Below are 25,396 nucleotides of genomic sequence, written 5' to 3' on the forward strand. Positions count from 1 at the left end.
GCGATCCCCTTGGTCGGGCTTGCAAATCAACCAAGGGCTGCGAACGGATCAGAGTTCATCTTAAGACGCTATTTACCATAAGTGCTTATCGACTGGAGCTACTGGTACGAGGCCTCCCTGAATTGGTGCGGCTACACCGAGTTGTCAAAGATGGTTATCACGATGAAGCCTGTCATGAACGCAATTCTGGCACTGGGCCTTGCGACCCTGATCATACCCGCCCACGCGGCTGACCTTGACGCACCCTTTGTCGAGCTTCCGGAAATTGGAGCGACGTCAGGCTGGTATCTGCGCGGTGACGTCGGCTATTCCAGACCTCAGGAGGCAAAAGGCGAATGGGATTTCTGGAACCAGTTTGCGGGCGTTCAGGGGATTGATGACACCTATCGTTTCGACTCGCTCAAATTGCGCGGCTCTGCCTCAGTTAGCATCGGCGTCGGCTATCAGTTCAACGAACAGCTTAGAAGCGACGTCACACTGGACTTCTTTCACTCGAAGTTTGCAGGCAAGACCGAGTGCCCATTGATGATCAAATCCGATGCCGCGCACAGTCTGCCGTTTCCGTCCGACTGCCACTACAATGACGGTTCAACGGCGAGCGTCTGGACGGCGATGGCCAATACCTATGTCGACCTGATGCCCCTGGACGGCTTTCGCCCCTATCTCGGCGCAGGCGTCGGCGCCGCCTATGTCAAATACGGAACCATGTATGCGCAGGAAGTCTGCCCGCGTTGCTCTGCGACTTACACACGCTACACTGGCCAGCAGGAAGGCGTAGGCAGCGTGCGTCCGGCTCTAGCGCTCATGGTGGGCACGACCTATGACCTGTCCGACCGGCTGAAACTTGATGCAGGCTATCGCTTCCTGCACGTTTTCGGTGGAGACGCCTTCGAGTATGATTCCGCTGACCAGGCCAACGGCGCAAGCGGCATACAGATCCGCGATCAGGGCTTTAACGTTCATCAGATCCGAACCGGACTGCGTTACGCGCTCAATTGATCTGCAAACAAGGTTCCCGGCGCGGATTGCCTGCCCCTGCCCCTGCGCCGGGTCTTTGATCGTGTGCGATCACCACTCAAGTGGTGCGATCAGCCCAGCCAGCGAAAATCTTCTCAAGAGCTACCACCACGTAGTACAGAACGATGCCCAGAAACGCCAAGGCGATCAGCACGGCAAACATCAAAGGGTAATCCGAGTTGGTCTTGCCGCTGTCAAACAATGCACCCAGCCCGCGGCCGTGGGGCGAAACGATTTCCATCAGGTTGGTGCCGATGAAGGCAAGGGTCACTGAAACCTTCAGCGCACCAAAAAACTCGGGCAAGGTCTTGGGCAGTGCGATCTTCCAGAAAATCGTTGATTGAGATGCGCCAAGTGACCGCAGGATGTCTCGGTATTCCGGTTCCAGTGTCGACAGCCCTATGGAGACAGAGACCGCAATTGGAAAAAAGCTGATCATGAAGGCGATCAGGACCGTGTTGAAATCATGCGCGCCGACAAACATCAGCGCGACGATTGGCACAACGGTGGCTTTCGGCACTGCGTTGAAGCCGACCAGAAGCGGATAGAGCGCATCGCGCATCACCCGCGAAAAGCCCATGACCATGCCGAGCGCAATGCCAAAAACAACCGCCAGCAGCAGGCCCACGACTGTGCGCCACAGGGTTTGCCAACCCATGACCAGGAAAAGGTCCCAGTACTTCTCATAGGCCGGAATCAGATCGCTGGGCGACGCCATCTTGTAGTTTGGCCAGCCCATCACCCAGACCAGCGCTTCCCAGAGGACCAGAAACACGATGACTGCAAGAATGGGCACGTAAATCTGACGCGCCTTCATGCGGCAACCCCTGCAGGCGCCCGGCCCTGGGCGATCTCGATCTGATGGCGCAAGGTGTTGAGCATGGTCGCCGCCTCGGGAGTGTAGAGATGGTCGAGGGTACGAAGGCCGGTATCCGGAATATCGAGGACGTACTGGGTCTTGGCAGGCCGTCCGGACAAGACCACCACCTGATCGGCGAGAAAGATCGACTCGCGCAGATCATGGGTGATCAGGACGCCGGTAAATGGCTCTTCGGCCTTCACGCGGTGCATGATCTGCCACAGGTCTTCGCGGGTGAAAGCGTCGAGCGCGCCGAAAGGCTCGTCAAGGATCAGCACTTCGGGCGAATGGATCAGTGCGCGGCACAGCGAGGCGCGCTGTTTCATGCCGCCAGAGAGCTCCGACGGGCGCTTGTTCTCGAACCCTTCAAGACCTACGAGCGCCAGCAGCTTGCGGGCACGCTCTTCGCCCTGGGCTTTGGACAGCTTTGAAGGGACAATCTCCAGCGGCAGCAGAACATTTTGCAGAATGGTCCGCCACTCGAGCAGGACAGGGTTCTGAAACGCCATACCGACGTTTGAGCGCGGTGCGGTGATCCGGGTGCCATGCACGCTGACCTCGCCATGATCGGGGATCAAGAGGCCGGCAACAAGCCGGGTGAGGGTCGACTTGCCGCAGCCCGACGGGCCCACGACAGCCACGAAACCGCCTTCCGGTACCGACAGTTCAAGACCGTCAAGAACCGGAAGAGGCCCTGAGGCGGTGCGGTAAGAATGCCGCACCGCCTTGATGTCAATCAGGTTTTCCAAGCTCAGTCCGTCAGCTTGAACCCGCCGGCAGGCAGGTAGGCATCGGTGAAGTACAGCGCGGCATCCGGCGTTGTCGTGAAGGTGTAGGTCGTGGCGATCTGCTTCAGCGACTCGGCCATGCGGTCGTTGTCGATGACGCCAAATCCGTTTGCCTTCACAGCGTCGGTCAGCACATTGGCTTCAAGCGCCAATTCCAGACGACGCTGCTCCAGTGCCGCGTCCGCTGCCGGATTGCGTTCCATCAACATTGGAATGACGGCTGCCGGGTCGGCCACAGATGCCTTCCAGCCCTCGGCGGTTGCCGCCAGAAAGCCTTTCACTGCGTCCGGGTTCTTCTCTGCGAAATCGGTGTTTACGATGATGACGTTGCCGTAAAGCTTCACGCCATAGTCAGCCATCAGCAGGGTGACCAGATCATCCTCCGGCACGCCAAGGCGAGCCGAGTTCAGATAGGAGGTGAAAGAGAAACCTGTGATTGCAGCAACATTGCCCTCGGCCAGCATGGGCTCGCGGGTTGGAAAGCCAACAGGCTCAACGGTGATCTTTGACATGTCAAGATCGTTTGCGGCAGCAAAGATCGGGAACTGCGCCCAGGCGCCATCCGGCGGCGGTGCGCCCAGAACCTTGCCTTCAAGGCTCTTCGGATCGGAAATACCCAGCGACTTGCGGCCAATGACCGCAAACGCAGGCTTGTCATACAGCATCATGGCCGCGATGACAGGCGCGCCCGGGTTCTGGTCCAGAAACTTGATCAGGCTGTTGATGTCGGCCATGCCAACAGGGAAAGCGCCCGTTGCAACCTTTGGAATTGCGTCCAGTGATCCATTGCCGGCCTCGACAGACACGGTCAGGCCCTTGTCTGCATAATAGCCGTTATCGATGGCAGCAAAGAAGGGTGCCGCAGGCCCTTCGAATTTCCAGTCCAGGGCGAAAGGCATATCAGTTTCAGCATGGGCCGCGGTTGTGCCAAGAAGCACGACAGCCAGCAATGTACGAAGGAACATATGTGGATTCCCGTCAGGTTGAAGTTCAGTTAATAATGACCTGATCGACCATAGTTTTGGTGTTCGGGCGGAGTCAATAGAACGTCAGCAAGCGGAAGCGAAAATATTGGGCACTGTATAACTATTGAGCATTACGTTCAAAACGTGAGCAGTCATGCTGCCGATCGACGCTTGCGCGCAAAGATCCGGCAGCAAAAAACATCCTTGGTTTGCATAGGCATGAGGGAATTCCGGTTTTTGCGCGCAAAGCGCAATCACCTGACAATCACCAACCGCTCGGCAGCGCGTGTGATCGCGGTGTAGAGCCAGCGTTCTCGGCTGTCGCGGAAGGCGTAGCTTTCGTCGAAGAGGACGACCGAGTTCCACTGCGAGCCTTGCGCCTTGTGGACAGTGAGTGCGTAGCCAAAATCGAAATCATCGTAGCGCTTCTTGGTCTGCCAGGGCACTTCGAGATCGGGATCGTCGAAGGCGCTCTTCAAGAGCTTGATCTTGGCGGAGCCGCGCTCCATGTCGTCGTCTTCGGGACGGACCAGCAGGTTGATACCGGGTTTGACGGTCTCTTTCGATGAGGTCATCACCTGCCAGAGCGAACCGTTGAGCAGAGCCTTGGCGGGATCGTTCCTCAGGCACACCAGCTTGTCGCCGGCCTGCGGGAAGGCCTGGGTGAAGCCCTTGAGTTCGCGCAGACGCTGATTGTAGCGACGGCGGGTGCGGTTGGTGCCGACCAGCACCTGGTCGGCCTCAAGCACCATATCGCGGTCGACCTCGTTCTTGCCGATCACCTGGGCGGCACCATAGTCGCCATGCATGATCTCGCGGCCTTCGCGCACCTGCATGGCGAGATCGATAATCGGGTTGTCGCGGGCCTGACGGTGGATTTCGGTGAGCAGAATATCGGGCTCATGCTCGGTGAAATAGCCGCCGCCCGAGATCGGGGGCAACTGCCCCGGATCACCCAGCACCAGGATCGGCGTACCAAAACTCATCAGGTCCTTGCCGAGCGCCTCATCCACCATCGAGCATTCGTCGATGATGATCAGTGCAGCCTGAGCCAGCGGGCTTTGCCGGTTGATCGAGAACAAAGGCGAGACAGTGGTCTTGCCGGTCTCCTCGTTGGCGACCTCTTCCTCGCCCTTGGGCCGGTAGATGAGCGAATGGATGGTGCGGGCGTTCTTGGCGCCACGGGCGCGCAGCACCTGGGCTGCCTTGCCGGTGAAGGCTGCAAACAGCACTTCGCCTTCGACATTGTCGGCGAAATACTTGGCCAGCGTGGTCTTGCCGGTGCCGGCATAGCCGAACAGCCGGAAAATCGGCGTGCGGCCATCCTTGAGCCAGCGCGCGACGGCCTTGAGCGCCTCATCCTGTTGCGGTGAAAACTTCATGATCCCTCATGGCAGATTCGCAATCGCCGCGCGACCCGGCAATTGCGGGGCGACGGCTCTGTCAAGCTTTTGCGCGATAGACCAGAAAATCGGTGTTTGTCGCGAGCTTGTCGTAGAGCACCCGCGCGGCTGTGTTTGACGCATGGGTATGCCAATAGACGCTGGTCATGCCCTGGACACGGCAGGTCTCATAGACCGCCTCGACCAGTTGCCGGGCTACGCCGCGCCCGCGGCATTCCTCCGCGGTGAAAAGGTCCTGAAGGTAGCAGGTGTCTTCGATGTGTATGGTGTTGCGGTGAAAGATGATGTGGGCGAGCCCGACAAGACGGCCATCTGCCTCGGCGACAAGGCCATGGACCGGCTCGGAAGCCTCAAGCAACCGGCCCCAGGTCGCCGCTAGAACCGCAGGAGATAGAGCTGTGTCACCCTCGCGCCCGTAAAAAGCGTTGTAGCCTTCCCAAAGTGTCTGCCAATCGGCGCGGTCGTTCTCGCGGACCGGACGGACCAGGAAACGTGACTTCACAGCACACTCTCAGGTGTGTTCACGTCATTCGCCCCGCTCTGGATCGTTCTCCAATAGGATCGGCTGTCCGTGCGGCGTGGCGTGGGCGGCGCGCTGCCAGGATGCGGACAATGCCTCGACGATCTCCGGACCAGCCACGCCCTTTGCACCCAGAAGGGCTTCGAGCGCCGCCAGCCAATGCTGGTAGTAATCGCTGCCATCTGAAGCCGCGCCGGGTCGTGCGACTTCTTTCGAAAGAGCGGCCGCCCATTCGGTCCAGGTGAACAGACCACGCTGATGCAATCCGACAGCGAGCGCAAAGGCCTGCGCCTGCCAAGGCTCGGCAAACACCGGCGCATCCGGCCCGGCGCCCTGGGGCAACTGGAACGGCGTTTCGATGTCAGCCTCAGGCGAGCTCAAGATAGCTCTCCCAGGCATCGATCGAGACTGTCAGCGCCGGATCAGTCCCCTGCCCCCAGAGTTCGCGACCCTCGAAGCTGACTGTGTAGACATGCTGGGGATTTTCGCCCTTGCCGTGGGCATTGGTGTCGGGAAAGACAAAGGCCTCGCGCACCGCTTCGATGGTGCCAAGCTTGCCGCGGGCATAGCGCGGCAGCCGCGTATGGCCTTCAGGGTGTTCGTTGATGGTGCGCACGGTGTCGCCGGCCTTGAACTTCGGCTCGACTGCAATCTCCCGATTGCACGGCCCGCCGCGCGCCAGAACGCCCGCGACATCGTCAGCGTGCAGCACCCGTTTGGGTTTGACGCCGACCCAGATCTTGTGTCCTGCCTCAAGCTCGTCAGCGGAGACAAATCCATGCCGCTCGAGCAATGTCTCGAGCGCGCGGATCCAGATCTCGTAATAGCTTGCAGAATAGTAGATCGCCGGGTGCAGGCTTTCGCGCGCATGGCGGCTTTCGTCAATATTCCAGGCGCCGAGCGTGCCTGAGGCAAGCGTGATGGCGAGGGCATGGCGCTCCCAATCGCCATGGAAAACCGGCTCGTCGATTTCCGGCGCGACCGGGCCGAACCCCATCTGCCCGCCGAGATCGTGCGGCCCGTTCAAATTCCCGCTCCGAGATCCGCCACGGGTGGCCAAAGCGCGCCAGGACCGAGCGATCCCGGCCGGAGCGGCAGTCCCGTGCCGATCATGGAGTCGCGCGTCACAAGTTTCGCGAGTTCGTCTTCACTCAGGCCATCGGTTTCCACCGGGCGCATCGGCACCACCATGTAGCGCAGCTCGGCGGTGGAATCCCACACCCGGATGCGCGTGTCCTCCGGCAGCTTCAAGCCAAACTCCGCCAGCACGCCGCGCGGGTTGATCACCGCCTGGCTGCGGTAGGGCGGCGCCTTGTACCAGACCGGCGGCACGCCAAGCACCGTCCACGGGTAACAGGAGCAGAGCGTGCAGACGATGAGGTTGTGGGTGTCATCCGTATTGAACACCGCCTGCATGTGCTCGCCCTGGCGACCAGTGTAGCCGAGCGAGGCGATTGCCGCGGTTGCGTCGCGTTTCAGCCAATCGGCGAACTCCGGATCGGACCAGGCCTTGGCCACCACGCGGGCGCCATTGCGCGGACCGACCTTGTGCTCATAGGTCTCGACGATGGCGTCGATAGCGGCAGGATCGATAAGGCCCTTGTCGGTCAGGATCGTTTCCAGCGCCTTGACCCGGGCTGCGAACGGATCGAGTTCGTTGTCATGGTGGTGATCGTGATCATGGGTGTGGTGGTTGTCGGTCATGATGGCAGGTTAATCCTCCGCAGGCTCTACCGCAACATCGGCCAGAGGCTGAGAACCAACAGAACCGCCATGGTGATGTTGAACCATTTGAGCCGCACCGGATCGGACAGCCATGACCTCAGCGCCGAGCCGAAGCCGGCCCAGACCGAAACACTTGGAAAATTGGTCAGCGTGAAGGCAAGTCCGACGAGCAGTACGGTGAACGTGTGGTTGGCCGGGTTGGTGTAAACCGCCATTGCCGTCACCGCCATCACCCAGGCTTTCGGATTGACCCACTGGAAGGCCGCCGCTTGCAAGAGCGTCATCGGCTTGGCGCCAACCTTACCGTCAGGCAGCGCCCGAGAGGTGCCTATCTTCCAGGCGATATAGACAAGGTAGGCACCACCGGCGAATTTGAGCGCCGTGTAGAGGATTGGAGCGTTTTCCAGAAGCGCGCCCAGGCCGAAGCCGACACCGAGCAGCAGCGAAAAGAACCCCACGCCGATGCCCACCATGTGCGGCACGGTGCGGCGAATGCCGAAATTCACGCCCGAAGCAAACAGCATCATGTTGTTCGGCCCCGGCGTCACCGAAGTGACGAAGGCAAAAACGATCAGCGACAGAAAGGTTTCCAGTGACATTCGCATTCCCGCCAGCTGAATGCCAGCCAATGCTTGTTAAACGAGGTTTCGGGAGAGACAAACAAATTGTCGTCATGCCCACATTCCAGAATGTGATCAAAAACCGGATTCATCAATGCCGTGGCAAACGGATCGAGCTCATTTTCATGGTCCTGCTCATCTTGATGACGATGGTACCTGAGAGCGAATTTACCCTTGGCAAAATCTACCGCAGCATCGGCCAGAGGCTCGCCACCAACAGCACAGCCATCGTGATGTTGAACCATTTCAGCCGTACCGGATCGGCCAGCCAGGACCTCAGCACCGATCCGAAACCAGCCCAGCCAGACACGCAGGGCACCAGGGCAATTGCGAAAGCAAGCAAGATCAGCATCACCGTCTGGGCGTAATGGTCCGGATCTGTGTAGATCCCCATGGCCGTTACCAACATCACCCATGCCTTCGGATTGACCCACTGGAACGCAGCCGCCTCGATAAAGGTCAACGGCCGTGCGCCGACCTTGGCTTCAGGCAGCGTGTTGGACGTGGCGATTCGCCAGGCCATGTAAATCAGATAGCTGCCGCCCAGGACCTTGAGCACGAGATAGAGCGCAGGAAAGGTCGTGAGCAGCGCACCGAGCCCAAAGCCAACCCCCAAAAGAAGCGCGAGGAAGCCAAAACCGATGCCGACCATGTGCGGCACAGTGCTTCTGAAGCCGAAATTAACGCCTGAGCTGAACAGCATCATGGTGTTGGGCCCCGGTGTGCCCGAGGCAACCAAAGCGAAGGCGACAAGCGTCAGGAAGGTTTCGAGTGCCATATGCTTTCCCACCGGCTGTATGCCGGTCGATGCTTGTTAAACCAGATATCCGCCGAGACAAACGAATTGTCATCATGGCCACATTCCAGAATGTGATAAACACGGTACAGGAGATCCGCATGCCACTCCCCCTGCCCACAGTCACCTTTCCAGATGGGAAAGCCGTTCCCGCGCTCGGTCTGGGCACCTGGCACATGGGTGAAAGTCGCAGGGATGCCGCTGCAGAAATCCGCGCCATTCAGGCAGGCATCGATTGCGGCATGACACTGATCGACACGGCTGAAATGTATGCAAATGGCGGTGCTGAAACAGTGACCGGCGAAGCGATCAAGGGACGCCGTGACGACGTCTTCATCGTTTCCAAGGTGATGCCATCCAATGCCAGCCGTCAGGGAACAATCGCTGCCTGCGAGGCCAGCCTGAAGCGGCTTGGCACCGACCATATCGACCTGTACCTGCTGCACTGGCCCGGCCGTCATCCGCTGGGAAAGACCGTTGAAGCCTTTGAAGATTTGCGCAAGTCCGGCAAGATTGCCCGCTGGGGCGTATCCAACTTCGACAGCATCGCCATGAGGCAGCTTTCCGCCCTGCCCGGCGGCAAAAATTGCGCTGCCAACCAGGTGCTCTACAATCTCTCGACCCGCGGCGTCGAGTTCGACCTGTTGCCATGGATGTCGGAGCAGGCCATGCCGCTGATGGCCTATTCGCCGCTCGACGAGGGCCGGCTCATGCGCCATCCGGGGCTCGGAAAAATGGCCGGTCGCGCAGGCATCACACCTGCGCAGCTGGCGCTTGCCTTCCTGCTCGCCCGTGAAAACGTGATCGCGATTCCGAAGTCGTCAAATCCGCAGCGGGTGGCAGAAAACCGCGCCAGCGCCGAGATCGCTCTCACTGACGAGCAGATTGCAGAACTCAACCAGCTATTCCCGCCGCCGCGCTCGCGCCAGCCTCTGCAGATGATCTGAGATCAGATCCGCAGTTCACATCCCTTGCGGGCCGCGGTTCATGGCGGCGATGCCGGTGCGGCAGATTTCGACGAGGCCGAGGGGCTTCATGATCGAGATGAACTGTTCGATCTTGGAGACGCGACCGGTGATCTCGAAGATGAAATGCTCGGTGTTGGCGTCGATTACCTGGGCGCGGAACGCATCGGCAAGCCTCAGCGCCTCGACCCGGTTCTCGCCGGCGCCTGTCACCTTGACCAGCGCCAGTTCACGCTCAAGCGGCTTGTCATGGCCCAGCTCGACCGAGCGAACCGTGAGGTCAACCACCCGGTGAACCGGGACGATGCGTTCGAGCTGCGACTTGACCTGCTCAAGCACTTGCGGGGTCGCGGTGGTGACGATGGTGATGCGCGACAGATGCGCTTCATGTTCGGTCTCCGAGACCGTCAGGCTTTCGATGTTGTAGCCACGGCCTGAGAACAGACCGATGACCCGGGCAAGGACGCCCGGCTCGTTGTCGACCAGGACCGATAGAGTGTGGGTCTCCGGACGGGCGGTTTCGGCGGTCATGAAATAGGCCGAACCGGTGGGTTGATGCTGAGCGTTCATGAGATCAATTCCTGTTTAAAGGCGGCTCAAACGAGCGCGCGGCCTTTTGCATCAATGGCGTTGGCGACGGCTTCATCGGTGGCCTCGTCGGGCAGCAGCATGTCGTTATGCGCCTTGCCTGACGGGATCATCGGGAAGCAGTTTGCCAATGACGCCACGCGGCAGTCAAAGATCACCGGCTCAGGTGTGTCGATCATTTTGGTGATCGCGTCATCGAGGTCGGCGGGTTTGTCGCAGCGGATGCCAACGCCGCCATAGGCCTCGGCCAGCTTGACGAAATCAGGCATGGATTCGGTGTAGGAATGCGACAGCCGGTTGCCATGCAGCAATTGCTGCCACTGCCGCACCATGCCCATGTACTGGTTGTTGAGGATGAAGATCTTGACCGGCAGCTTATGCTGGACCGCACAGGACATTTCCTGAATGCACATCTGGATCGATGCATCGCCGGCAATGTCGATGACGAGACTGTCGCGATGGGCAACCTGAACGCCGATGGCCGCGGGGAAACCATAACCCATGGTGCCGAGACCGCCAGATGTCATCCAGCGGTTGGGTTCCTCGAAGCCATAGAACTGCGCTGCCCACATCTGGTGCTGGCCAACTTCTGTGGTGATGTAGGTGTCGCGATCCTTGGTCAGCTCATAAAGCCGCTGGACGGCGTATTGCGGCATGATCACGTCCTTGTTGGACGTGTAGGCCAGCGAATTGCGCGCTCTCCACTTGGCAATCAGGCTCCACCAATCCGCCAACTGACTGCGATCGGTTTTCTTCGATGCACGCCAGAGCCGGACCATGTCTTCCAGCACATGACCGATGTCGCCAACAATACCGATATCGGTGCGGACGATCTTGTTGATCGAGGACGGATCGATGTCGATGTGGATCTTCTTCGAATTGGGCGAAAACGCGTCAAGGCGTCCGGTAATGCGGTCATCAAAGCGGGCGCCGATGCAGACCATGACATCGCAGTCATGCATCGCCATGTTGGCCTCATAGGTGCCGTGCATGCCGAGCATGCCCATCCAGTTCTTGCCCGATGCGGGGTAAGCACCCAGCCCCATCAGGGTCGAAGTGATCGGGTAACCGGTGAGTTCAACCAGTTCACGCAACAACTGGCTGGCTTCGCGGCCGGAATTGACCACGCCGCCGCCGGAATAGATGATCGGACGCTTGGCGCCGGCCATCAGCTCGATCGCCTCGCGGATCTTGTCGAGATCACCGGAGACTTTCGGCTGGTAGCTCTTCTGCTCGATGACCGGCGAAGGAGGCGTATAGATGCCGGTGGCAAACTGAACGTCCTTCGGGATATCGACAACAACGGGACCGGGACGGCCGGTTGTGGCGATGCGGAAAGCTTCATGAATGACGCGGGAGAGCTGATTTACGTCCTTGACCAGCCAATTGTGCTTGGTGCAAGGCCGTGTGATGCCGACGGTGTCGCATTCCTGGAAGGCATCGGACCCGATCAGTGAAGTGGGAACCTGGCCGGTGAGGCAGACGAGCGGGATCGAATCCATCAGCGCGTCCTGAAGCGCCGTCACCACGTTGGTGGCGCCCGGACCGGAGGTGACGAGAACAACGCCCGGCTTGCCGGTTGAACGGGCATAACCTTCCGCCATGTGGCCGGCGCCCTGCTCGTGGCGCACCAGAATATGCTCGATGTCTTCCTGCTGATGCAATTCGTCGTAGATCGGCAGAACCGCTCCGCCGGGATACCCGAAGATGTGCTCGACGCCGTTGTCCTTGAGCGCCTGCAGAACCATTTCCGCGCCAGTCATTTCCATTTGCTTGCCGGCCATATCGCCTGACCCCTTGTTCAGTCTGTTTGTCGGGCTCAATAGCCCGGTTTAAGCCATAAAAAAAGGCCCCCGGAGGAGCCTGTGTTTCGCGCATGGGAGCTTTCGCCGGGTGGCTACGCCACCCTGCCCATGCGCGGTCCTACCACGAGAATGTTCGCGATCTTTTTCATGATTAACCTCGTATCGCCTCGCAAACCCGGCGTCAACGAATTATTTGCCTTAAAATCTGCTTCAAAATCCTCCACGCCCGAATTGTCGCAACCCCCCATTAACCTGGCAGTGCGATGCTAGCAGCAATGGAAATCGGGCAAACCATGGACAGCGCAACGACATCATCAGCTTCTGGCGAAGAAGACGGCCGCGCGCGCCGTGGAACCTATGCGCCGGGAAACCGGCTTATGGGCCGTGTCGTCGGCTGCTCCGGCTCGAAGGCGACCATAAGCGCGTTTGCAGGAAAAGACGGCCAAGACGGCAACGGCGTGGCAGAACTCTGGTCCGTGGGTCGGCTGATTTCGATCAGCGTTGGCGCCAACCGGGTGGTTGCGCTGGTCTGCTCGATGGGGACGGCAACGAGCGCATGGTCGGAAACCGAAGAGAATGTCATGCACATCGAGGTCGAGCTGGTTGGAGAAATTCGCTCCGGCGTGAGCGGAAAGCCCGAGTTCAGTGCCGGCATAACGCAGTATCCCTATCTCGGCGCAGTGGCTCACCGCATGCGCTCTTCCGATCTGGCCATCATTTATGATCCGGGCGTCAGCGACACCGCCGTCATCGGCAAGTTGACCCAGGACACCTCACTGGGCGCGTTGATCCACATCCCGTCGCTGCTGTCACGGCACTTCGCGGTTGTCGGAACCACCGGTGTGGGCAAGACCACAGCGGTGACACTGCTGCTGCACAAGGCGCTGGAGGCCGACCCTTCCCTGCGGGTGCTGATTCTTGATCCGCACAACGAGTTCGCCGCGGCTTTTCCAACTCAATCGGTCGTCATCGACACCGACACGCTGGATCTGCCGTTCTGGCTGTTCAAGCTCGAGGAATTTACCGAAGTGCTGTTTAGGGGACGCCCGTCCATCCCCGAAGAAATCGATGTGCTGCGTGACCTGATTCCCGAAGCCAAGCGGATGTTCAAGGGCACGACCGACACGGCGCTGATCCGGCGCGGACCGGAAAAATCCTCACTGACTGCGGACACTCCGGTGCCCTACCGGGTCGCCGATCTGCTTGCACTGATCGACGAACGCATTGGCAAGCTTGAAGGCCGCTCTGAAAAACCACATTTGCGCTCGCTCAAGGTGCGCATCCAGGCCGCCATCAATGATCCGCGCTACGAATTCATGTTCTCTTCGAACACGATTCACGACACCATTCTGACAACGATCAGTCACATCTTTCGCATTCCCGGTGACGGCAAGCCGGTCACCACTTTCCAGCTGGCGGGCATCCCGTCCGAGGTTGTCAACTCGGTTGCCTCCATCCTGTGCCGGATGGCCTTCGAGATCGCGCTCTGGAGTGCGGGCGGCGTGCGGATCCTGGTCGTCTGCGAAGAAGCCCACCGCTATGTGCCTGCCGATCCGAAGCTGGGCTTTTTCCCCACGCGTCAGGCTATCTCGCGCATCGCCAAGGAAGGCCGGAAATATGGCGTCAGCCTCGGGGTGATCACCCAGCGCCCGGGCGAACTCGACCCGACAATCCTGTCGCAGTGCTCGACGGTGTTTGCGATGCGGCTTTCCAATGACCGGGACCAGGACATCATCCGATCCGCCATTCCGGACTCATCGGCCTCGACCATGAGCTTCCTTTCCTCCATCGGCAATGGCGAGGCCATTGCCTTCGGCGAGGCCGTGGCTGTGCCGATGCGCATGGTGTTCGAACGGGTCTCTGAAACGGTGCTGCCACGTGCAAACTCCGGTTTGCAGCCGGTTCATCGTGGCGATCCGAACAGTGTGGACCTCGGCAAGATTGTCATGCGGATGCGCCATATCGATGAAAACCCGAGGGCTTCGGCTCCAGGCCCGGAAACAATCAGGCCGCAGCAACCTACGATCAGACCGCAGATGCCGTCCATCGACCCATCCGGTGACTTCGCCGCCGCACCGGCAATGCGGCGCAGCACCGACGGCTTTGCCAGCACGCCGAGCCCCCAGCACGGATATGGCAACCAGGCCGGTGAATACGGCGCAGAGCAACGCCCCGCATCCCAGGCCGCGCCACGCCCCGAACTCAACTCGCTCCGGTCGAGCCTGCTGAAGAAGCCGCTGTCCTCGCTGCTCAAGGACTGACGTCCTCAATTGCGGGCTTGCCGCATCATAGTGCGAGCGCTTAATCAAACGATCAGACGCAAATCCGCCGTGGCGGCAAGAGCCGCCCATGATCCGTTCTTGGCTTGAAAGCAGGTGGAACCGTGAATTGTCCGGTAATCAGGCTGCGCAGACGCGATTACGGCCCTGGCGCTTGGCTTCGTAGAGCTGCTTATCTGCGCGACGGTAGAGTTCTTCGCCGCTTTCAGCGCCATTCCAGATCGCCAGACCTGCGCTCACGGTTACTTTCAGGGTGACATTGCCGTTGTTGATTCTGAGCTCGGATACAGCTTGCCGGATGCGATCGGACAGATTGTAGAGCTGACTCTCGGTGATATTGGGCGACAGAATGGCAAATTCCTCGCCGCCCAGACGGGCAAGCACATCATGGTAGCGGGTGAAAATCTGCAGGCACTCAGCAACCTGCCGCAAGACCTTGTCGCCAATATCATGGCCGTGGGTGTCGTTGACCTTCTTGAAGTGATCGAGATCCAGGATGACCATGCCGATCGGCTTGTCGATATGACCGAAAGCCTCAAGGTACTCCGCAAGAGCCTCGTCGAAATAGCGGCGATTGTACATGCCGGTCAATCCGTCGGTGACGGCTGCATGCTCGAGCGATTGCGAACGCACGGAGAGGGATTCGGTCATTCTCTGCAGCTTGCCGCGTTCGCGCAGGCCATGGGACAGGATCGGAAAGACCAGCAGGCATCCGCAGATCGCTGACAGCCCGGCCAGCACCGCACCCATGAACGCAAAATTGGCAGCCGTCTCCACTCCGCCGATCACAACACCGCCGGTCGCAGCGGAATAAGCCGCCCACGAGAAAATTCCACCGACGCCAACGAGGACTATCAGCAGAAAAAAGAATAGTTCAGCCTTGTGAAAGCGCATAATCCCAACTGAATTCAAAGGTCTTCGAACGTCAGACTACCGCCAACCCTTTATGTTTGGTTTAACGCCGCCGACGATATCAGCCTTCGCTCCGTATTTTGTTCGCCTTAAAGGTGCAATCTTTGCCAGTTTTCACCCAACTGGTTGCGAAACCAGGTCATCTGCCGCTTGGCATATTGCCGCGTGGCCGTACTGGCCAGTTCGACCGCTCGATCAAGGGAGTGTAGACCAGCGAGATAATCAGAAATCTGGCTGACGCCGATGGCCTTCATGGCTGGATGCTGGGGTGGAATGTCAAGTGAAATCAGTTTCTTGACTTCATCGAGCGCGCCCTGCTCGACCATCGCGGCAAAGCGTGCATTGATGCGCGCATGCAAGAGCGGCCGCTCAGGTTCCAGCACGATGCAGTGCGCGCTGTCGGGATCGACGATCCTCGCCCCACCCCGCCCCTGGAACTCGGTGATAGACCGGCCAGTTGACCGCACCACCTCAAGCGCACGCAGGATGCGTTGCCGGTCAGCCGGGCGAAGCCGCTCGCCCATAAGCGGATCGAGCCGGGCAAGTTCGGCGTGCAGCGCCTCGACACCTTCGGTCTCAAGCCGTGCACGCAATTCGGTGCGGATCGGATCAGGGATCGCAGGCATCTCTGACAAGCCGCCAGTCAGGGCGCGGAAATAGAGCCCGGTGCCGCCGACAACCACCGGCAGTGCGCCCCGGGCGCGGATAGCAGCAATCGCCTGGGTTGCCTGATCAAGCCAGATGCCCGTGGAATAGGCCGTTCCGGGCGACACATGGCCATAAAGATGATGCGGAATCTCGGTCAGATCCTGCGCATCGGGGCGCGCGGTCAGGCGATCGAGCACGCCATAGACCTGCATCGAATCCGCGTTGACGATCTCGCCACCGAGGTCACGCGCCATCTCAAGCGCCAGCGCGGACTTGCCGCTGGCGGTTGGCCCGGCTATCAGAAGCGCCGAGATATCTTGTCGCAGGAGTTTGTGTTCCATGGCCCTCGTTGCCACGCTTGTCGCCAATCCGTCAAACCCTGTTCTTACGCCAGAGCTGGGCGAAGCAGCCTTCAACGCGGTGGATGGTGCCGGTCTCTACTGGCTCGCCGACGGCGTGGCCTGTGATATCGCGCTCAAGGATGGCGTTTCCGCCGATGAGGCTCTGAAGAAGCTCAGGGCGGTGATTGGCGACCGGCCAATCGATGCCGCTGTCCAGATTGCTGAATTGCGGCGCAAGAAATTCCTGATCGCTGACATGGATTCAACCATGATCGGCCAGGAATGCATCGATGAACTCGCCGCCGAAGTTGGCCTCAAGGACAAGGTAGCCGGGATCACAGCGCGCGCAATGAACGGCGAGATAGCGTTCGAACCCGCGCTGAGGGAACGGGTGGGCCTGCTCAAGGGACTGCCAGTCGAGGTGATTGGCCAGGTGATCGAGAACCGCATCACACTGACGCCGGGCGGGCTTGAACTGGTCGCAACGATGCGCGCCAACGGCCACTACACCGCTCTGGTTTCAGGTGGCTTCACCTCATTCACCTCGGTCGTGGCCGCAATGATCGGGTTTGACGAAAACCGCGCCAACATTCTCGAAAGCGAGAACGGGGTGCTCAGCGGCACCGTGCGCGAACCGATCCTTGGCAAACAGGCAAAGGTCGACGCGCTTGAGGACATTGCAGCCCGCCTCAACCTCGATCCCGCCGACGCGATCGCTGTTGGTGACGGTGCTAACGATCTCGGCATGCTCGACCGCGCGGGCTCTGGCGTGGCGTTACATGCCAAGCCATCGGTGGCAGCACAGGCCGATATCCGTATCGATCATGGAGACCTGACGGCCCTGCTCTACCTGCAAGGCTACCGGCGCACCGATTTCGTCACGTCATGACGCCGCTCACAACAGAGCGTCTGATCCTGCGCAACTGGCAGGAGCGCGATCGTGATCTGTTTCACCTGATCAATTCCGACGACCGGGTGATGGAGTTCTTCACGATGCGGCGCAGCCGCGCCGAAGCGGATGAACTGATGGACCTGCTTGAAGCCGGAATAGCAACGAACGGCTTCGGGTTTGCTGCAATCGAGATCGCTGGGACCGGGGAGACAGCTGGATTTGCAGGGCTCCACAGGACAAGCAAAGTACCTGGCGTTCCGGACGGAACCTTGGAGATCGGCTGGCGCCTGGCGCCGGCATTCTGGGGCAAAGGCTTTGCCACAGAGGCCGCCCGGCGCTGGTGCGAGTTCGGCTTTGGCGATCTGGGTCTTGACCGGATCATAAGCTTTGCGGTCGCGGGCAATCGTCGGTCCACAGCGGTGATGCGGCGGATCGGCATGACCGCGCGGCCCGATCTCGATTTCGACCACCCCAACGTGCCGGCCACGCATCCGCAGCTACAGCAGCATGTTATGTATGACATGCTTTCAGGCGACCCGCGCGGCTGAAAACGTTTTCCATAAGAAAATGAAAAAGGCGGCCCGTAAGCCGCCTCTTCTTTTGTTTTCAAGCGATGAGATCAGTCCATGCGGACTGTGACGAAACGCAGCTCGCCGGTTCTTCCAGCCAGCATCAGCAGCGCATTGCGGCGCCCGTCCTGCCTGAGGGCGGCGATCCGTTCTTCGACATCCTGGGGTGTCGTGACGATCTCCTGGGCGATCTCGACGATGACATCACCTGGCTCGATGCGCTTCTCCGCAGCCGCCGATTCCGGGTCGACAGCCGTGATCACCACGCCTTCAACATCATCGGCAATGGCAAATTCCTGACGACCGTCGTCGGTCAGTTCCGCCACCGTCATGCCGAGCACGTCCACGGTCGTGAGCGTATCGGGCAAGTCGGTTGCGCCACCATCGCCAGTCTCATCGGCACTTGCCTGTTCGCTGTCCTCCAGGCGTCCGAGCGTTACCTTGATGGTCTGCTCTTCACCCTTGCGAATGACGATGACGTCAACCGCCTTGCCGACCGGGCTTTCCGCGACAACGCGCGGGAGATCGCGCATGGAATCGACGTCCTTGCCGTCAAAGCGGATGATGACATCACCCGGTTCGATCGATCCGTCATCCACGGGGCCGCCGCGAATGACGCCCGCCACCAGGGCGCCCTTGGCACCGTCCATACCCAGGCTTTCAGCAATCTCGTCGGTCACCGGCTGAATGCGCACGCCGAGCCAACCGCGACGGGTTTCGCCAAACTCGCGCAGCTGGTCGATGACATTGACGGCAAGTTCAGTCGGAACCGCAAAGCCGATACCGATAGAGCCGCCTGATGGCGAGATGATTGCCGTGTTGATGCCGATGACCTCGCCCTTCATGTTGAACAGCGGACCACCCGAGTTGCCCCGATTGATCGCGGCGTCGGTCTGGATGAAATTGTCATAGGGGCCAGAATTGATGTCGCGGCCGCGTGCAGAGATGATGCCGACCGTAACAGTTCCACCAAGGCCGAACGGGTTGCCGATGGCCATCACCCAGTCGCCGATCCGCATCGTGCCGGATTCGCCCAGCGGAACCTCGGTCAAAGGCTTGACCGGCTTTACCTTCAGCACAGCCAGATCGGTCTTGGAATCGGCACCGACAAGCTCGGCCTTGAGCTTGGAGCCATCGGCGAAGTTGATTTCGATGTCGTCGGCACCATCGATGACGTGATTGTTGGTGACGATGATGCCTTCTTCTGCATCAATGACAAAGCCCGAGCCGAGCGAAGATACCTTGCGGCTGCGCGGGCCTTCACCCTGACGGTCCTTGAAGAACTCGTCGAAGAAATCCTGGAACGGAGACCCGTCCGGTGCCTTCATCTGTGGCTGCGTCCGTCCGCTGCCACCGACATTCTGCGAGGTTGAGATATTGACCACCGCATCAAGCAGTCCCTCCGCCAGGTCTGCCACCGAGGCGGGCCCCTGATTGGACTGCGCATGAGCCGGTGTCATGACGGGCGACGCCATCAGCATGGCTGCGGCCAGTGCCATCCCGACAGAGCGAAAGCGAATTGTTTTCATCGAGACGGTCTCCTTGAACGACATTCATTGGCAGTTCATGCCTACATCAGCACTTCGTGAGAAACTATAGCGCCAGTCCGGCCCGTCCAGTCCTCGCGTACACTATTACGCATGTCGGGACGCCTGTCGGGACGCATCTCTAGACGCATGTCGGCAAGTTACAGATGCCGCGCCAGATAAACCACACCGACCCCGATCGCCAGAGCGGCAACACCGAAAATCCTGAGGTGTTCATCGCCCAGTTTGGGCAATTCCTCGGCCATACGGCGTATAAAGGAAGGGGCCAGCGCATAGGCCAGCCCCTCCACTACAAGCACAAGTCCGACCGCCAGAAAGATCATACTCACTGGCGATCACCCTTCGATCAGTTTGCCGGTGCGGCCGGAGCAGCTGGTGCTGCCGCAGCGCTGCCGCTGGTGCCTGCCGTCGGGCCTGCGCTGACGCCTGCCGCACTGTTGTTGAAGTAGCGGAAAAACTCAGACGTCGGCGAGAGCACCATGGTGGTGCCTGTGTCGGCAAGAGCCTGACCGTAGGCGTTCATCGAGCGGTAGAACTCGAAGAACTCCGGATCACGCGAGAACGCCTCGGCGAAGATGCGGTTACGCTCACCATCGCCCTCGCCTCGGATGATTTCGGAATCACGCGCGGCTTCGGACACGATTTCGACAACCTGACGGTCGGCGATCGCGCGAATTCGCTGTGCTGCCTCGTTACCGCGTGCACGGATCAGTTCGGCTTCGGCAAGACGCTCTGCCTTCATCCGCTCAAACGTCTGCTGCGAGACTTCCTGTGTCAGGTCTGTCCGGCGGATACGCACATCGTCAATGCGCAGTCCGAGTGATTCTGCTTCAGGACGAAGCTGATCACGCACTTCACGCATCATCGATGTCCGTTCTTCGGAAAGTGCAGCTTCAAACCCGCGCAGACCGTAAACTGTACGAAGGGCCGAGTTCAGACGGGTACGGAGCCGGGATTCGGCTGCGACCTGATCGCCCGAAACCGTCTGACGGAACCTTCTGGCATCTGCGATCTTGTAGAGCACGAAGGCGTCGACTTCATAGAACTTGCCGCCCGAAACCTGAACACGGATGTTCTCGAGATCGAAGCGCAGCACACGGTCTTCAACATACTGCACTGTGTCAGCGTCGATGAAGGCGAAGGGAAGCTTGAAGTAAAGGCCAGGTTCGGTCTTCACGTCCTGGATTTCACCGAAGCGGACAACAACCGCCTGCTGACGTTCGTTGACAACAAACAGCGACGACCAGACGAGGAAGACGATGACAGCCAGAAGGCCAATGATAAAGGGAAGACGATTACCCATTAGTTTGTGCCTCCTGCATTCTTGCGGACTTCAGGCAGTGGCAAGTAAGGCACCACGCCGGAGCCGCCCTGGCCCTGCTCGATGATGACCTTGTCAGATCCGCCGAGAACCTTTTCCAGCGTTTCGAGATAAAGTCTGGATCGGGTGACATCCGGAGCCTTGGCGTATTCCTCATAGACCGAAAGGAAACGTCCAGCTTCACCGGTCGCCTCATTGACGACGCGGTCCTTGTAACCGGAAGCCTCTTCGCGAAGCTGGGCGCCTTCACCACGTGCCTGACCAAGTTTCTGGTTGGCGTACTGGTTGGACTCTTCGACGAAGCGGTCTTCATCCTGCTCGGCGCGCTGCACCTCGTCAAAGGCGTCAGCCACTTCACGCGGCGGTGCCGCATCTTCGATCGAAACCTGATTGACGACGATGCCCGAAGGAAACGCGTCCATTCCGTTCTGAATGATGGTCTGGACTTCGGCGGCGATCGCTTCACGATTGTCGCGGAAAATGTCCTGAGCCGGCCTGCGGCCAACCACTTCGCGCATGGCGCTTTCGGCAACCTGACGCAGCGTATCTTCGGGACGGGCGAGATTGAAAAGGAACGCCTTGGGGTCCTGCACCGAGTAGAGCAGCTTGAACTCGACATCGACAATGTTCTGGTCGCCCGACAGCATGAGGCCGTCGCTTGATCCCGTGCGGGAACTGCCGCCGGTATCCATTTCGCGTTCGACAATCGTGGCCAGTTCGACTGTTTCGAAAGGCCAGAAAATCATGTGCAGGCCTGGCTGCGACACTTCGTCCTTGGGCTTTCCAAAGCGCAACTCGACGCCGCGCTCGTCTGGCTGGACTGTGTAGACAGACTGCATCAGCCAAAGGCCAACAAGGCCCAGTACCACAAGACCGACAATCAGCTTGGTGCTGCCCGAACCGGGTCCACCACCACCACCTGGCAGGACCTGACGCAACTTGTCCTGGCCGCGCCGGATCAATTCCTCAAGATCTGGCGGATTGCCGCCACCGCCGCCGCGTGGCGGCTGGGGGCCTTTGCCCCACGGTCCCTGATTATTGCCACCGCCATTGCCGCCGCCGCCCCATGGGCCGCCGCCTCCTCCGTTTTGATTGCTCCAGGGCATCAATACCTCTTTTCGAACCGTGTTATGGTGCGGCCCGGACAAATTTCCGGAACACGCACACTGACCACGTTATAGGTATGGTACCCGACGCTTTCAACGCGGCATTATGTGTTCCGTGTCCGATTGCGGCTTATTCTGGTCGAATTATCGATCTTGACGCCGCCAGACGGCGAAACGGACCGAATGACTGTCTTTTTCGGCCTTTACCGGTTCGGACAGGCTGACCTTTTGCCACAGGCTCGAATCGATGTCCGGGAAGACGGTGTCGCCTTCGATATCGGCGTCCACTTCGGTGAGGAAAAGCTCGTCGGCGAGATCGATCGCGAGGGCATAGATTTCGCCGCCGCCGATCACAGAGATCTGGCTGGCGCCGGTGTTTTTCGCATGGCTTCGCGCAAGTTCGAGCGCGGCATCGATGCTCTCCACAGTCTCCACGCCTTCGGCTGAAAAGCCCGATCGCGAGACCACGATGTTGGCGCGCCCGGGCAAAGGCCTGCCGATAGACAGATAGGTCTTGCTGCCCATGATGACGGGGGTGCCCAGCGTCACCGCCTTGAAGTGCTTGAGGTCAGACGGCAGCCGCCACGGCATATCGCCATCGCGGCCAATCACCATGTTTTTGGCATGGGCAGCGACGAGAACAATTTTCACGTGAGCATCCTGGTCTGTCATGGTCTGGATCAAACCGCGATCGGAGCGGAAATCGCCGGATGCGGATCGTAGCCCTCGAGCTTGAAATCCTCATAGGTGAAGGCAAACAGGTCGGTGATATCCGGATTGATCTGCATGACCGGCAAAGCGCGGCTGTCGCGAGAGAGCTGCAGATGCGCCTGGTCGAAATGGTTCTTGTAGATGTGGGCGTCGCCTAGCGTGTGGACGAAATGGCCCGGTTTCAGGCCGGTCACCTGCGCCACCATCATGGTCAGAAGCGCGTAAGATGCGATGTTGAAAGGCACGCCCAAAAAGATGTCGGCGGAGCGTTGGTAGAGTTGGCACGAGAGTTTGCCGTCAGCAACATAGAACTGGAACAGGCAATGGCATGGCGGCAGCGCCATCTGGTCGACTTCCGCCGGGTTCCAGGCCGAAACAATGTGCCTGCGCGAGGATGGATTGGTCTTTATCTGATGGACGACATTGGCAATCTGGTCAATCGTGGTGCCATCGGGTGCCGGCCACGAGCGCCATTGAGCGCCATAGACCGGGCCGAGATCGCCGTTCTCGTCGGCCCATTCATCCCAGATCGAGACACCATTGGCCTTGAGATAGGCAATGTTGGTGTCGCCCTTCAGGAACCACAAGAGTTCGTGGATGATCGATCTGAGATGCAGCTTCTTGGTGGTCAGGACCGGGAAGCCTGCGGCCAGGTCAAAGCGCATCTGATGCCCGAACAGGCTGCGCGTGCCGGTGCCGGTCCGGTCGTCGCGGTCAGAACCCTGGTCGAGAACCAGGCGTAAAAGGTCGTGATATTGCTGCATGGTGGCCGCTTGATGATTCGAGGTGCCACTATACTAGACCGTTTGAGGCGCCGCCGAAACGACATCGGTTCATTGTCTCCGACAACACAACGGCGCGGAGCAAACAGCCCGCCCCGGCCTCCTCAGCCAGAACGGGCCTTGAAGAGTGGGAGGCGGATCAAAGATCGCCGAGTTTGCCGAGCTCCTTGGCAACCAGATAGTAGAAGGTGACACGCGCCTTGGAATTGTCAGCCTTCATCATCTCGCAGACCTTGGCGACCACATCGTCGGCAGCGGCACCGGTCACGCCGAGCTTCTTGCCGCACCATTTCTCAGAAACCCGTGCGAGTTCCGACGGATCAGAGCAAGCAACCATCGAAGAGTCGCGGCTCCTGAGCGCAATGCCCAAGTGCTTGACAATCTTGCCGATGATTTCATCGGATGCGCCGGCATCGTATTTCTTCACATCGGCTGCATAGTCAGTCATGGATAGTCCCCTTTGACTGGAAGCCGCTCCTCCCGGAACCGCATCCTGTTGGCCATTCAAGAGGTGCATGTTTGGCAATGTAGCAGATGCTGTCAATAGACAGTCGCTGCCAATACCCCCTTTTCATTGGCTGATGCGCACCCTATATTGGGCGTGCTGCGCAAGCAGCTATGACAATAAACGAGCGTTGCAATAAACCATTCGGACCCGGGGGCGGTACCCGGCGCCTCCACCATGATCCGGTCTTCTGGATCCGGCCAAAAGCCGAAGCCAGTCTGATGACCGGATGATGATGGGGGCGAAACAGGATCGACGAGGGTGTAAAGAGCGACTTTTTGTTCGGCATTGTACCACCGTCATCGGGCTAAACTTGTAGTTGCAAATGACAACTATGCGGAAGCTCGTCTCGCTGCTTAATTGCGGTGTGACACTTCAAACTAAGTCCTAGAGGGTCGCACTTCTGGGCGGGGTTCGGAGGTACCTGGCAACAGAAACCTCCACTTTCCCGACGCACGGACCAGGCCAGAAATTCAGATACTGGTTCTGCGAAATCGAGGTACCGGTCAGCTGGATAGAGCGCATTTATACCATTCCTGAATGCAATCAGGCTTTATCCTGCAACACAGCTTTCAAGCGCATGGGCTTTCCGGTAAGAAAGACAGTGAATCGGTGTGATCCGACCGCCGTCATCATCAGGAATTGGCTCTGAGCACCGGGCCCAGACAGGAAAGAACGCGCAGATGCCGCAAGACCACATTCGATACGACATTCTTGCCCAGGAAGCGCTGCGTGGCGTGATCCGCAAGGTGCTGTCCGAGGTAGCGGTGACCGGATACCTGCCGGGCGAGCATCATTTCTTCATCACCTTCCTGACGGAAGCACCCGGCGTGCGGATTTCGACCGCGCTCAAGGAGCGCTATCCGGAACAGATGACCATCGTGGTGCAGCACCAGTTCTGGGACCTCAAGGTCACGGAATCGCTGTTCGAGATAGGCCTTTCCTTCTCCGACAAACCAGAGAAGCTGGTGGTGCCATTTGCCGCCATCCGCGGCTTTTACGATCCGTCCGTCAACTTCGAACTGGAATTCGACACCGTGCTGGACGTTGCTGCAAATGATGGCGGCGACGAGGACGACGATGACCAGGCAGAACTGGCCGGCACCATCGAACGGCTGGTGGAGCCGGCAGCCAAGGACAAGACCGCCGAGGCGGCAGAGGCCGGCGATGGCGAAGCAGATCCGGACGCAGAGAAGAAGCCCGGCGCTGATGTCGTCTCGCTTGATTCCTTCCGCAAGAAGAACTGACCGGGTCGCCCGATGAGCGGTGACGTCATCAATCTGCGCATGGCCCGCAAGCGCCGCGACCGCGTCACCAAAGAGGCCGACGCCGAGCGCAACCGCTTTGAGCATGGCCGATCAAAGGCTGAGCGAGAGCTGGCACGCGCACGCAACGAAAAAGCCACCCGCGAGCATGACGCCTCCAAGCGCGAGCCCGACAAAAGCAGTTCCTGACGCATGACCGGCGGCTTCATCCGCAAGCACTCGGTCAGCATTCGCGGCCACCGCACCAGCATCACCCTCGAAGACGCGTTCATGGATGCGCTCAGGCAGATGGCCGATGAGCGCGGAATGGCCGTTGCTGCCCTGATTGCGGAAATCGACAGCGCGGAATCCGGTCCGGTCAACTTGTCCTCGGCGATCCGTCTGGCCGTGCTTGACTGGGCAATGAATGGGCGCCGTGAACCTGCTCCAACGGATGAGCTTCCCGTCGCAGACTGATTTTTCCGACA

At 59.6% G+C, this 25,396-nt stretch carries 29 protein-coding genes and 1 other RNA gene; 9 read left to right on the plus strand and 21 right to left on the minus strand.

Annotated features, from left to right (window positions below; all coding sequences use genetic code 11):
* The first annotated feature begins 174 nt into the window (after positions 1-174).
* Positions 175-999, plus strand: a complete 825-nt coding sequence (locus WNZ14_RS17385; RefSeq protein WP_342869876.1) for an outer membrane beta-barrel protein — start codon at positions 175-177, stop codon at positions 997-999.
* 76 nt (positions 1,000-1,075) lie between these two features.
* Here the strand turns inward: WNZ14_RS17385 and WNZ14_RS17390 are convergent, their stop codons facing one another.
* The 10 genes from WNZ14_RS17390 to WNZ14_RS17435 all read right to left on the minus strand — a co-directional run bounded on the left by WNZ14_RS17390 (position 1,076) and on the right by WNZ14_RS17435 (position 8,675).
* Positions 1,076-1,834, minus strand: a complete 759-nt coding sequence (locus WNZ14_RS17390; protein WP_342869877.1) for an ABC transporter permease — start codon at positions 1,832-1,834, stop codon at positions 1,076-1,078.
* Entirely contained in the window at positions 1,831-2,625 is a 795-nt protein-coding gene (locus WNZ14_RS17395) for an ABC transporter ATP-binding protein (protein ID WP_342869878.1), read from the minus strand. Before WNZ14_RS17395 ends, WNZ14_RS17390 begins: the two co-directional genes overlap by 4 nt.
* Positions 2,626-2,627: 2 nt before the next feature.
* Entirely contained in the window at positions 2,628-3,629 is a 1,002-nt protein-coding gene (locus WNZ14_RS17400) for an ABC transporter substrate-binding protein (protein ID WP_342869879.1), read from the minus strand.
* Positions 3,630-3,883: 254 nt separating this feature from the next.
* Positions 3,884-5,011, minus strand: coding sequence for an ATP-dependent RecD-like DNA helicase (locus WNZ14_RS17405; protein WP_342869880.1), 1,128 nt, complete (start codon positions 5,009-5,011; stop codon positions 3,884-3,886).
* Positions 5,012-5,072: 61 nt separating this feature from the next.
* Positions 5,073-5,534, minus strand: a complete 462-nt coding sequence (locus tag WNZ14_RS17410; RefSeq protein ID WP_342869881.1) for a GNAT family N-acetyltransferase — start codon at positions 5,532-5,534, stop codon at positions 5,073-5,075.
* Between the two features lie 24 nt (positions 5,535-5,558).
* Positions 5,559-5,933 (minus strand): nitrile hydratase accessory protein, encoded by a 375-nt coding sequence (locus WNZ14_RS17415; RefSeq protein WP_342869882.1) that lies wholly within the window; start codon positions 5,931-5,933, stop codon positions 5,559-5,561.
* Positions 5,920-6,579 carry a nitrile hydratase subunit beta gene (gene nthB / locus WNZ14_RS17420; RefSeq protein WP_342869883.1) on the minus strand — a complete coding sequence of 220 codons (660 nt, stop codon included), beginning with the start codon at positions 6,577-6,579 and terminating at the stop codon, positions 5,920-5,922. Before nthB ends, WNZ14_RS17415 begins: the two co-directional genes overlap by 14 nt.
* A complete protein-coding gene (gene nthA / locus WNZ14_RS17425) occupies positions 6,576-7,256 on the minus strand; it encodes a nitrile hydratase subunit alpha (RefSeq protein ID WP_342869884.1) in 681 nt (226 codons plus the stop codon). Before nthA ends, nthB begins: the two co-directional genes overlap by 4 nt.
* Before the next feature lie 26 nt (positions 7,257-7,282).
* On the minus strand, positions 7,283-7,876 hold the full coding sequence (locus WNZ14_RS17430) for a LysE family translocator (RefSeq protein ID WP_342869885.1): 594 nt from the start codon (positions 7,874-7,876) through the stop codon (positions 7,283-7,285).
* A gap of 205 nt (positions 7,877-8,081) precedes the next feature.
* Complete coding sequence (locus tag WNZ14_RS17435; RefSeq protein WP_342869886.1) at positions 8,082-8,675, minus strand: LysE family translocator; 594 nt, start codon at positions 8,673-8,675, stop codon at positions 8,082-8,084.
* Between the two features lie 119 nt (positions 8,676-8,794).
* Here WNZ14_RS17435 and WNZ14_RS17440 point away from each other — a divergent pair, with 119 nt between their 5' ends.
* Positions 8,795-9,640, plus strand: a complete 846-nt coding sequence (locus tag WNZ14_RS17440) for an aldo/keto reductase (RefSeq protein WP_342869887.1) — start codon at positions 8,795-8,797, stop codon at positions 9,638-9,640.
* Positions 9,641-9,655: 15 nt separating this feature from the next.
* Here WNZ14_RS17440 and ilvN read toward each other — a convergent pair whose 3' ends face one another.
* Positions 9,656-10,228, minus strand: coding sequence for an acetolactate synthase small subunit (gene ilvN, locus WNZ14_RS17445; protein ID WP_342869888.1), 573 nt, complete (start codon positions 10,226-10,228; stop codon positions 9,656-9,658).
* A gap of 26 nt (positions 10,229-10,254) precedes the next feature.
* Positions 10,255-12,030 carry an acetolactate synthase 3 large subunit gene (locus tag WNZ14_RS17450; protein WP_342869889.1) on the minus strand — a complete coding sequence of 592 codons (1,776 nt, stop codon included), beginning with the start codon at positions 12,028-12,030 and terminating at the stop codon, positions 10,255-10,257.
* Between the two features lie 314 nt (positions 12,031-12,344).
* Here WNZ14_RS17450 and WNZ14_RS17455 point away from each other — a divergent pair, with 314 nt between their 5' ends.
* Positions 12,345-14,312, plus strand: a complete 1,968-nt coding sequence (locus WNZ14_RS17455; RefSeq protein ID WP_342869890.1) for a DUF87 domain-containing protein — start codon at positions 12,345-12,347, stop codon at positions 14,310-14,312.
* Positions 14,313-14,450: 138 nt separating this feature from the next.
* On the opposite strand, the gene WNZ14_RS17460 is transcribed toward WNZ14_RS17455, so the two are convergent.
* Entirely contained in the window at positions 14,451-15,224 is a 774-nt protein-coding gene (locus WNZ14_RS17460) for a GGDEF domain-containing protein (protein WP_342869891.1), read from the minus strand.
* Positions 15,225-15,331: 107 nt separating this feature from the next.
* Positions 15,332-16,231 (minus strand): tRNA (adenosine(37)-N6)-dimethylallyltransferase MiaA, encoded by a 900-nt coding sequence (gene miaA, locus WNZ14_RS17465; RefSeq protein ID WP_342869892.1) that lies wholly within the window; start codon positions 16,229-16,231, stop codon positions 15,332-15,334.
* On the opposite strand from miaA, the gene serB reads away from it, so the two are divergent.
* Positions 16,230-17,120, plus strand: a complete 891-nt coding sequence (gene serB, locus WNZ14_RS17470; protein WP_342869893.1) for a phosphoserine phosphatase SerB — start codon at positions 16,230-16,232, stop codon at positions 17,118-17,120. The genes miaA and serB overlap by 2 nt on opposite strands.
* A complete protein-coding gene (locus tag WNZ14_RS17475; protein ID WP_342869894.1) occupies positions 17,117-17,671 on the plus strand; it encodes a GNAT family N-acetyltransferase in 555 nt (184 codons plus the stop codon). Before serB ends, WNZ14_RS17475 begins: the two co-directional genes overlap by 4 nt.
* 71 nt (positions 17,672-17,742) lie before the next feature.
* On the opposite strand, the gene WNZ14_RS17480 is transcribed toward WNZ14_RS17475, so the two are convergent.
* From WNZ14_RS17480 to WNZ14_RS17510, 7 genes are all read right to left on the minus strand, one after another.
* The gene (locus WNZ14_RS17480; RefSeq protein WP_342870271.1) at positions 17,743-19,173 is read right to left on the minus strand and encodes a DegQ family serine endoprotease; all 1,431 of its coding nucleotides are present in this window, start codon (positions 19,171-19,173) and stop codon (positions 17,743-17,745) included.
* A gap of 206 nt (positions 19,174-19,379) precedes the next feature.
* On the minus strand, positions 19,380-19,562 hold the full coding sequence (locus tag WNZ14_RS17485; RefSeq protein WP_342870272.1) for a DUF2065 family protein: 183 nt from the start codon (positions 19,560-19,562) through the stop codon (positions 19,380-19,382).
* A 23-nt stretch (positions 19,563-19,585) separates the two neighbouring features.
* The gene (locus WNZ14_RS17490) at positions 19,586-20,542 is read right to left on the minus strand and encodes a protease modulator HflC (RefSeq protein WP_342869895.1); all 957 of its coding nucleotides are present in this window, start codon (positions 20,540-20,542) and stop codon (positions 19,586-19,588) included.
* Positions 20,542-21,666: an FtsH protease activity modulator HflK gene (gene hflK, locus WNZ14_RS17495; protein WP_342869896.1), complete on the minus strand. Its 1,125-nt coding sequence runs from the start codon at positions 21,664-21,666 to the stop codon at positions 20,542-20,544. Before hflK ends, WNZ14_RS17490 begins: the two co-directional genes overlap by 1 nt.
* Positions 21,667-21,810: 144 nt before the next feature.
* Positions 21,811-22,338, minus strand: a complete 528-nt coding sequence (locus WNZ14_RS17500; RefSeq protein WP_342869897.1) for a dihydrofolate reductase — start codon at positions 22,336-22,338, stop codon at positions 21,811-21,813.
* 8 nt (positions 22,339-22,346) lie between these two features.
* Positions 22,347-23,141 (minus strand): thymidylate synthase, encoded by a 795-nt coding sequence (locus WNZ14_RS17505; RefSeq protein WP_342869898.1) that lies wholly within the window; start codon positions 23,139-23,141, stop codon positions 22,347-22,349.
* Between the two features lie 157 nt (positions 23,142-23,298).
* Positions 23,299-23,607, minus strand: coding sequence for a DUF2853 family protein (locus WNZ14_RS17510; RefSeq protein ID WP_342869899.1), 309 nt, complete (start codon positions 23,605-23,607; stop codon positions 23,299-23,301).
* Positions 23,608-23,723: 116 nt separating this feature from the next.
* Between WNZ14_RS17510 and ssrA the strand changes: the two genes are divergently transcribed.
* The 4 genes from ssrA (at position 23,724) to WNZ14_RS17530 (ending at position 25,385) form a co-directional block, all read left to right on the plus strand.
* Positions 23,724-24,109: a transfer-messenger RNA gene (ssrA, locus tag WNZ14_RS17515) on the plus strand.
* 238 nt (positions 24,110-24,347) lie between these two features.
* Positions 24,348-24,911, plus strand: a complete 564-nt coding sequence (locus WNZ14_RS17520) for an SspB family protein (protein ID WP_342869900.1) — start codon at positions 24,348-24,350, stop codon at positions 24,909-24,911.
* A gap of 12 nt (positions 24,912-24,923) precedes the next feature.
* Positions 24,924-25,118: a DUF4169 family protein gene (locus tag WNZ14_RS17525; protein WP_342869901.1), complete on the plus strand. Its 195-nt coding sequence runs from the start codon at positions 24,924-24,926 to the stop codon at positions 25,116-25,118.
* A 3-nt stretch (positions 25,119-25,121) separates the two neighbouring features.
* Positions 25,122-25,385 (plus strand): ribbon-helix-helix domain-containing protein, encoded by a 264-nt coding sequence (locus WNZ14_RS17530; protein ID WP_342869902.1) that lies wholly within the window; start codon positions 25,122-25,124, stop codon positions 25,383-25,385.
* Positions 25,386-25,396 lie beyond the last annotated feature (11 nt).

Origin of the sequence: Hoeflea sp. AS60, assembly GCF_038900115.1 — a bacterium.
Lineage (GTDB): Bacteria > Pseudomonadota > Alphaproteobacteria > Rhizobiales > Rhizobiaceae > Hoeflea.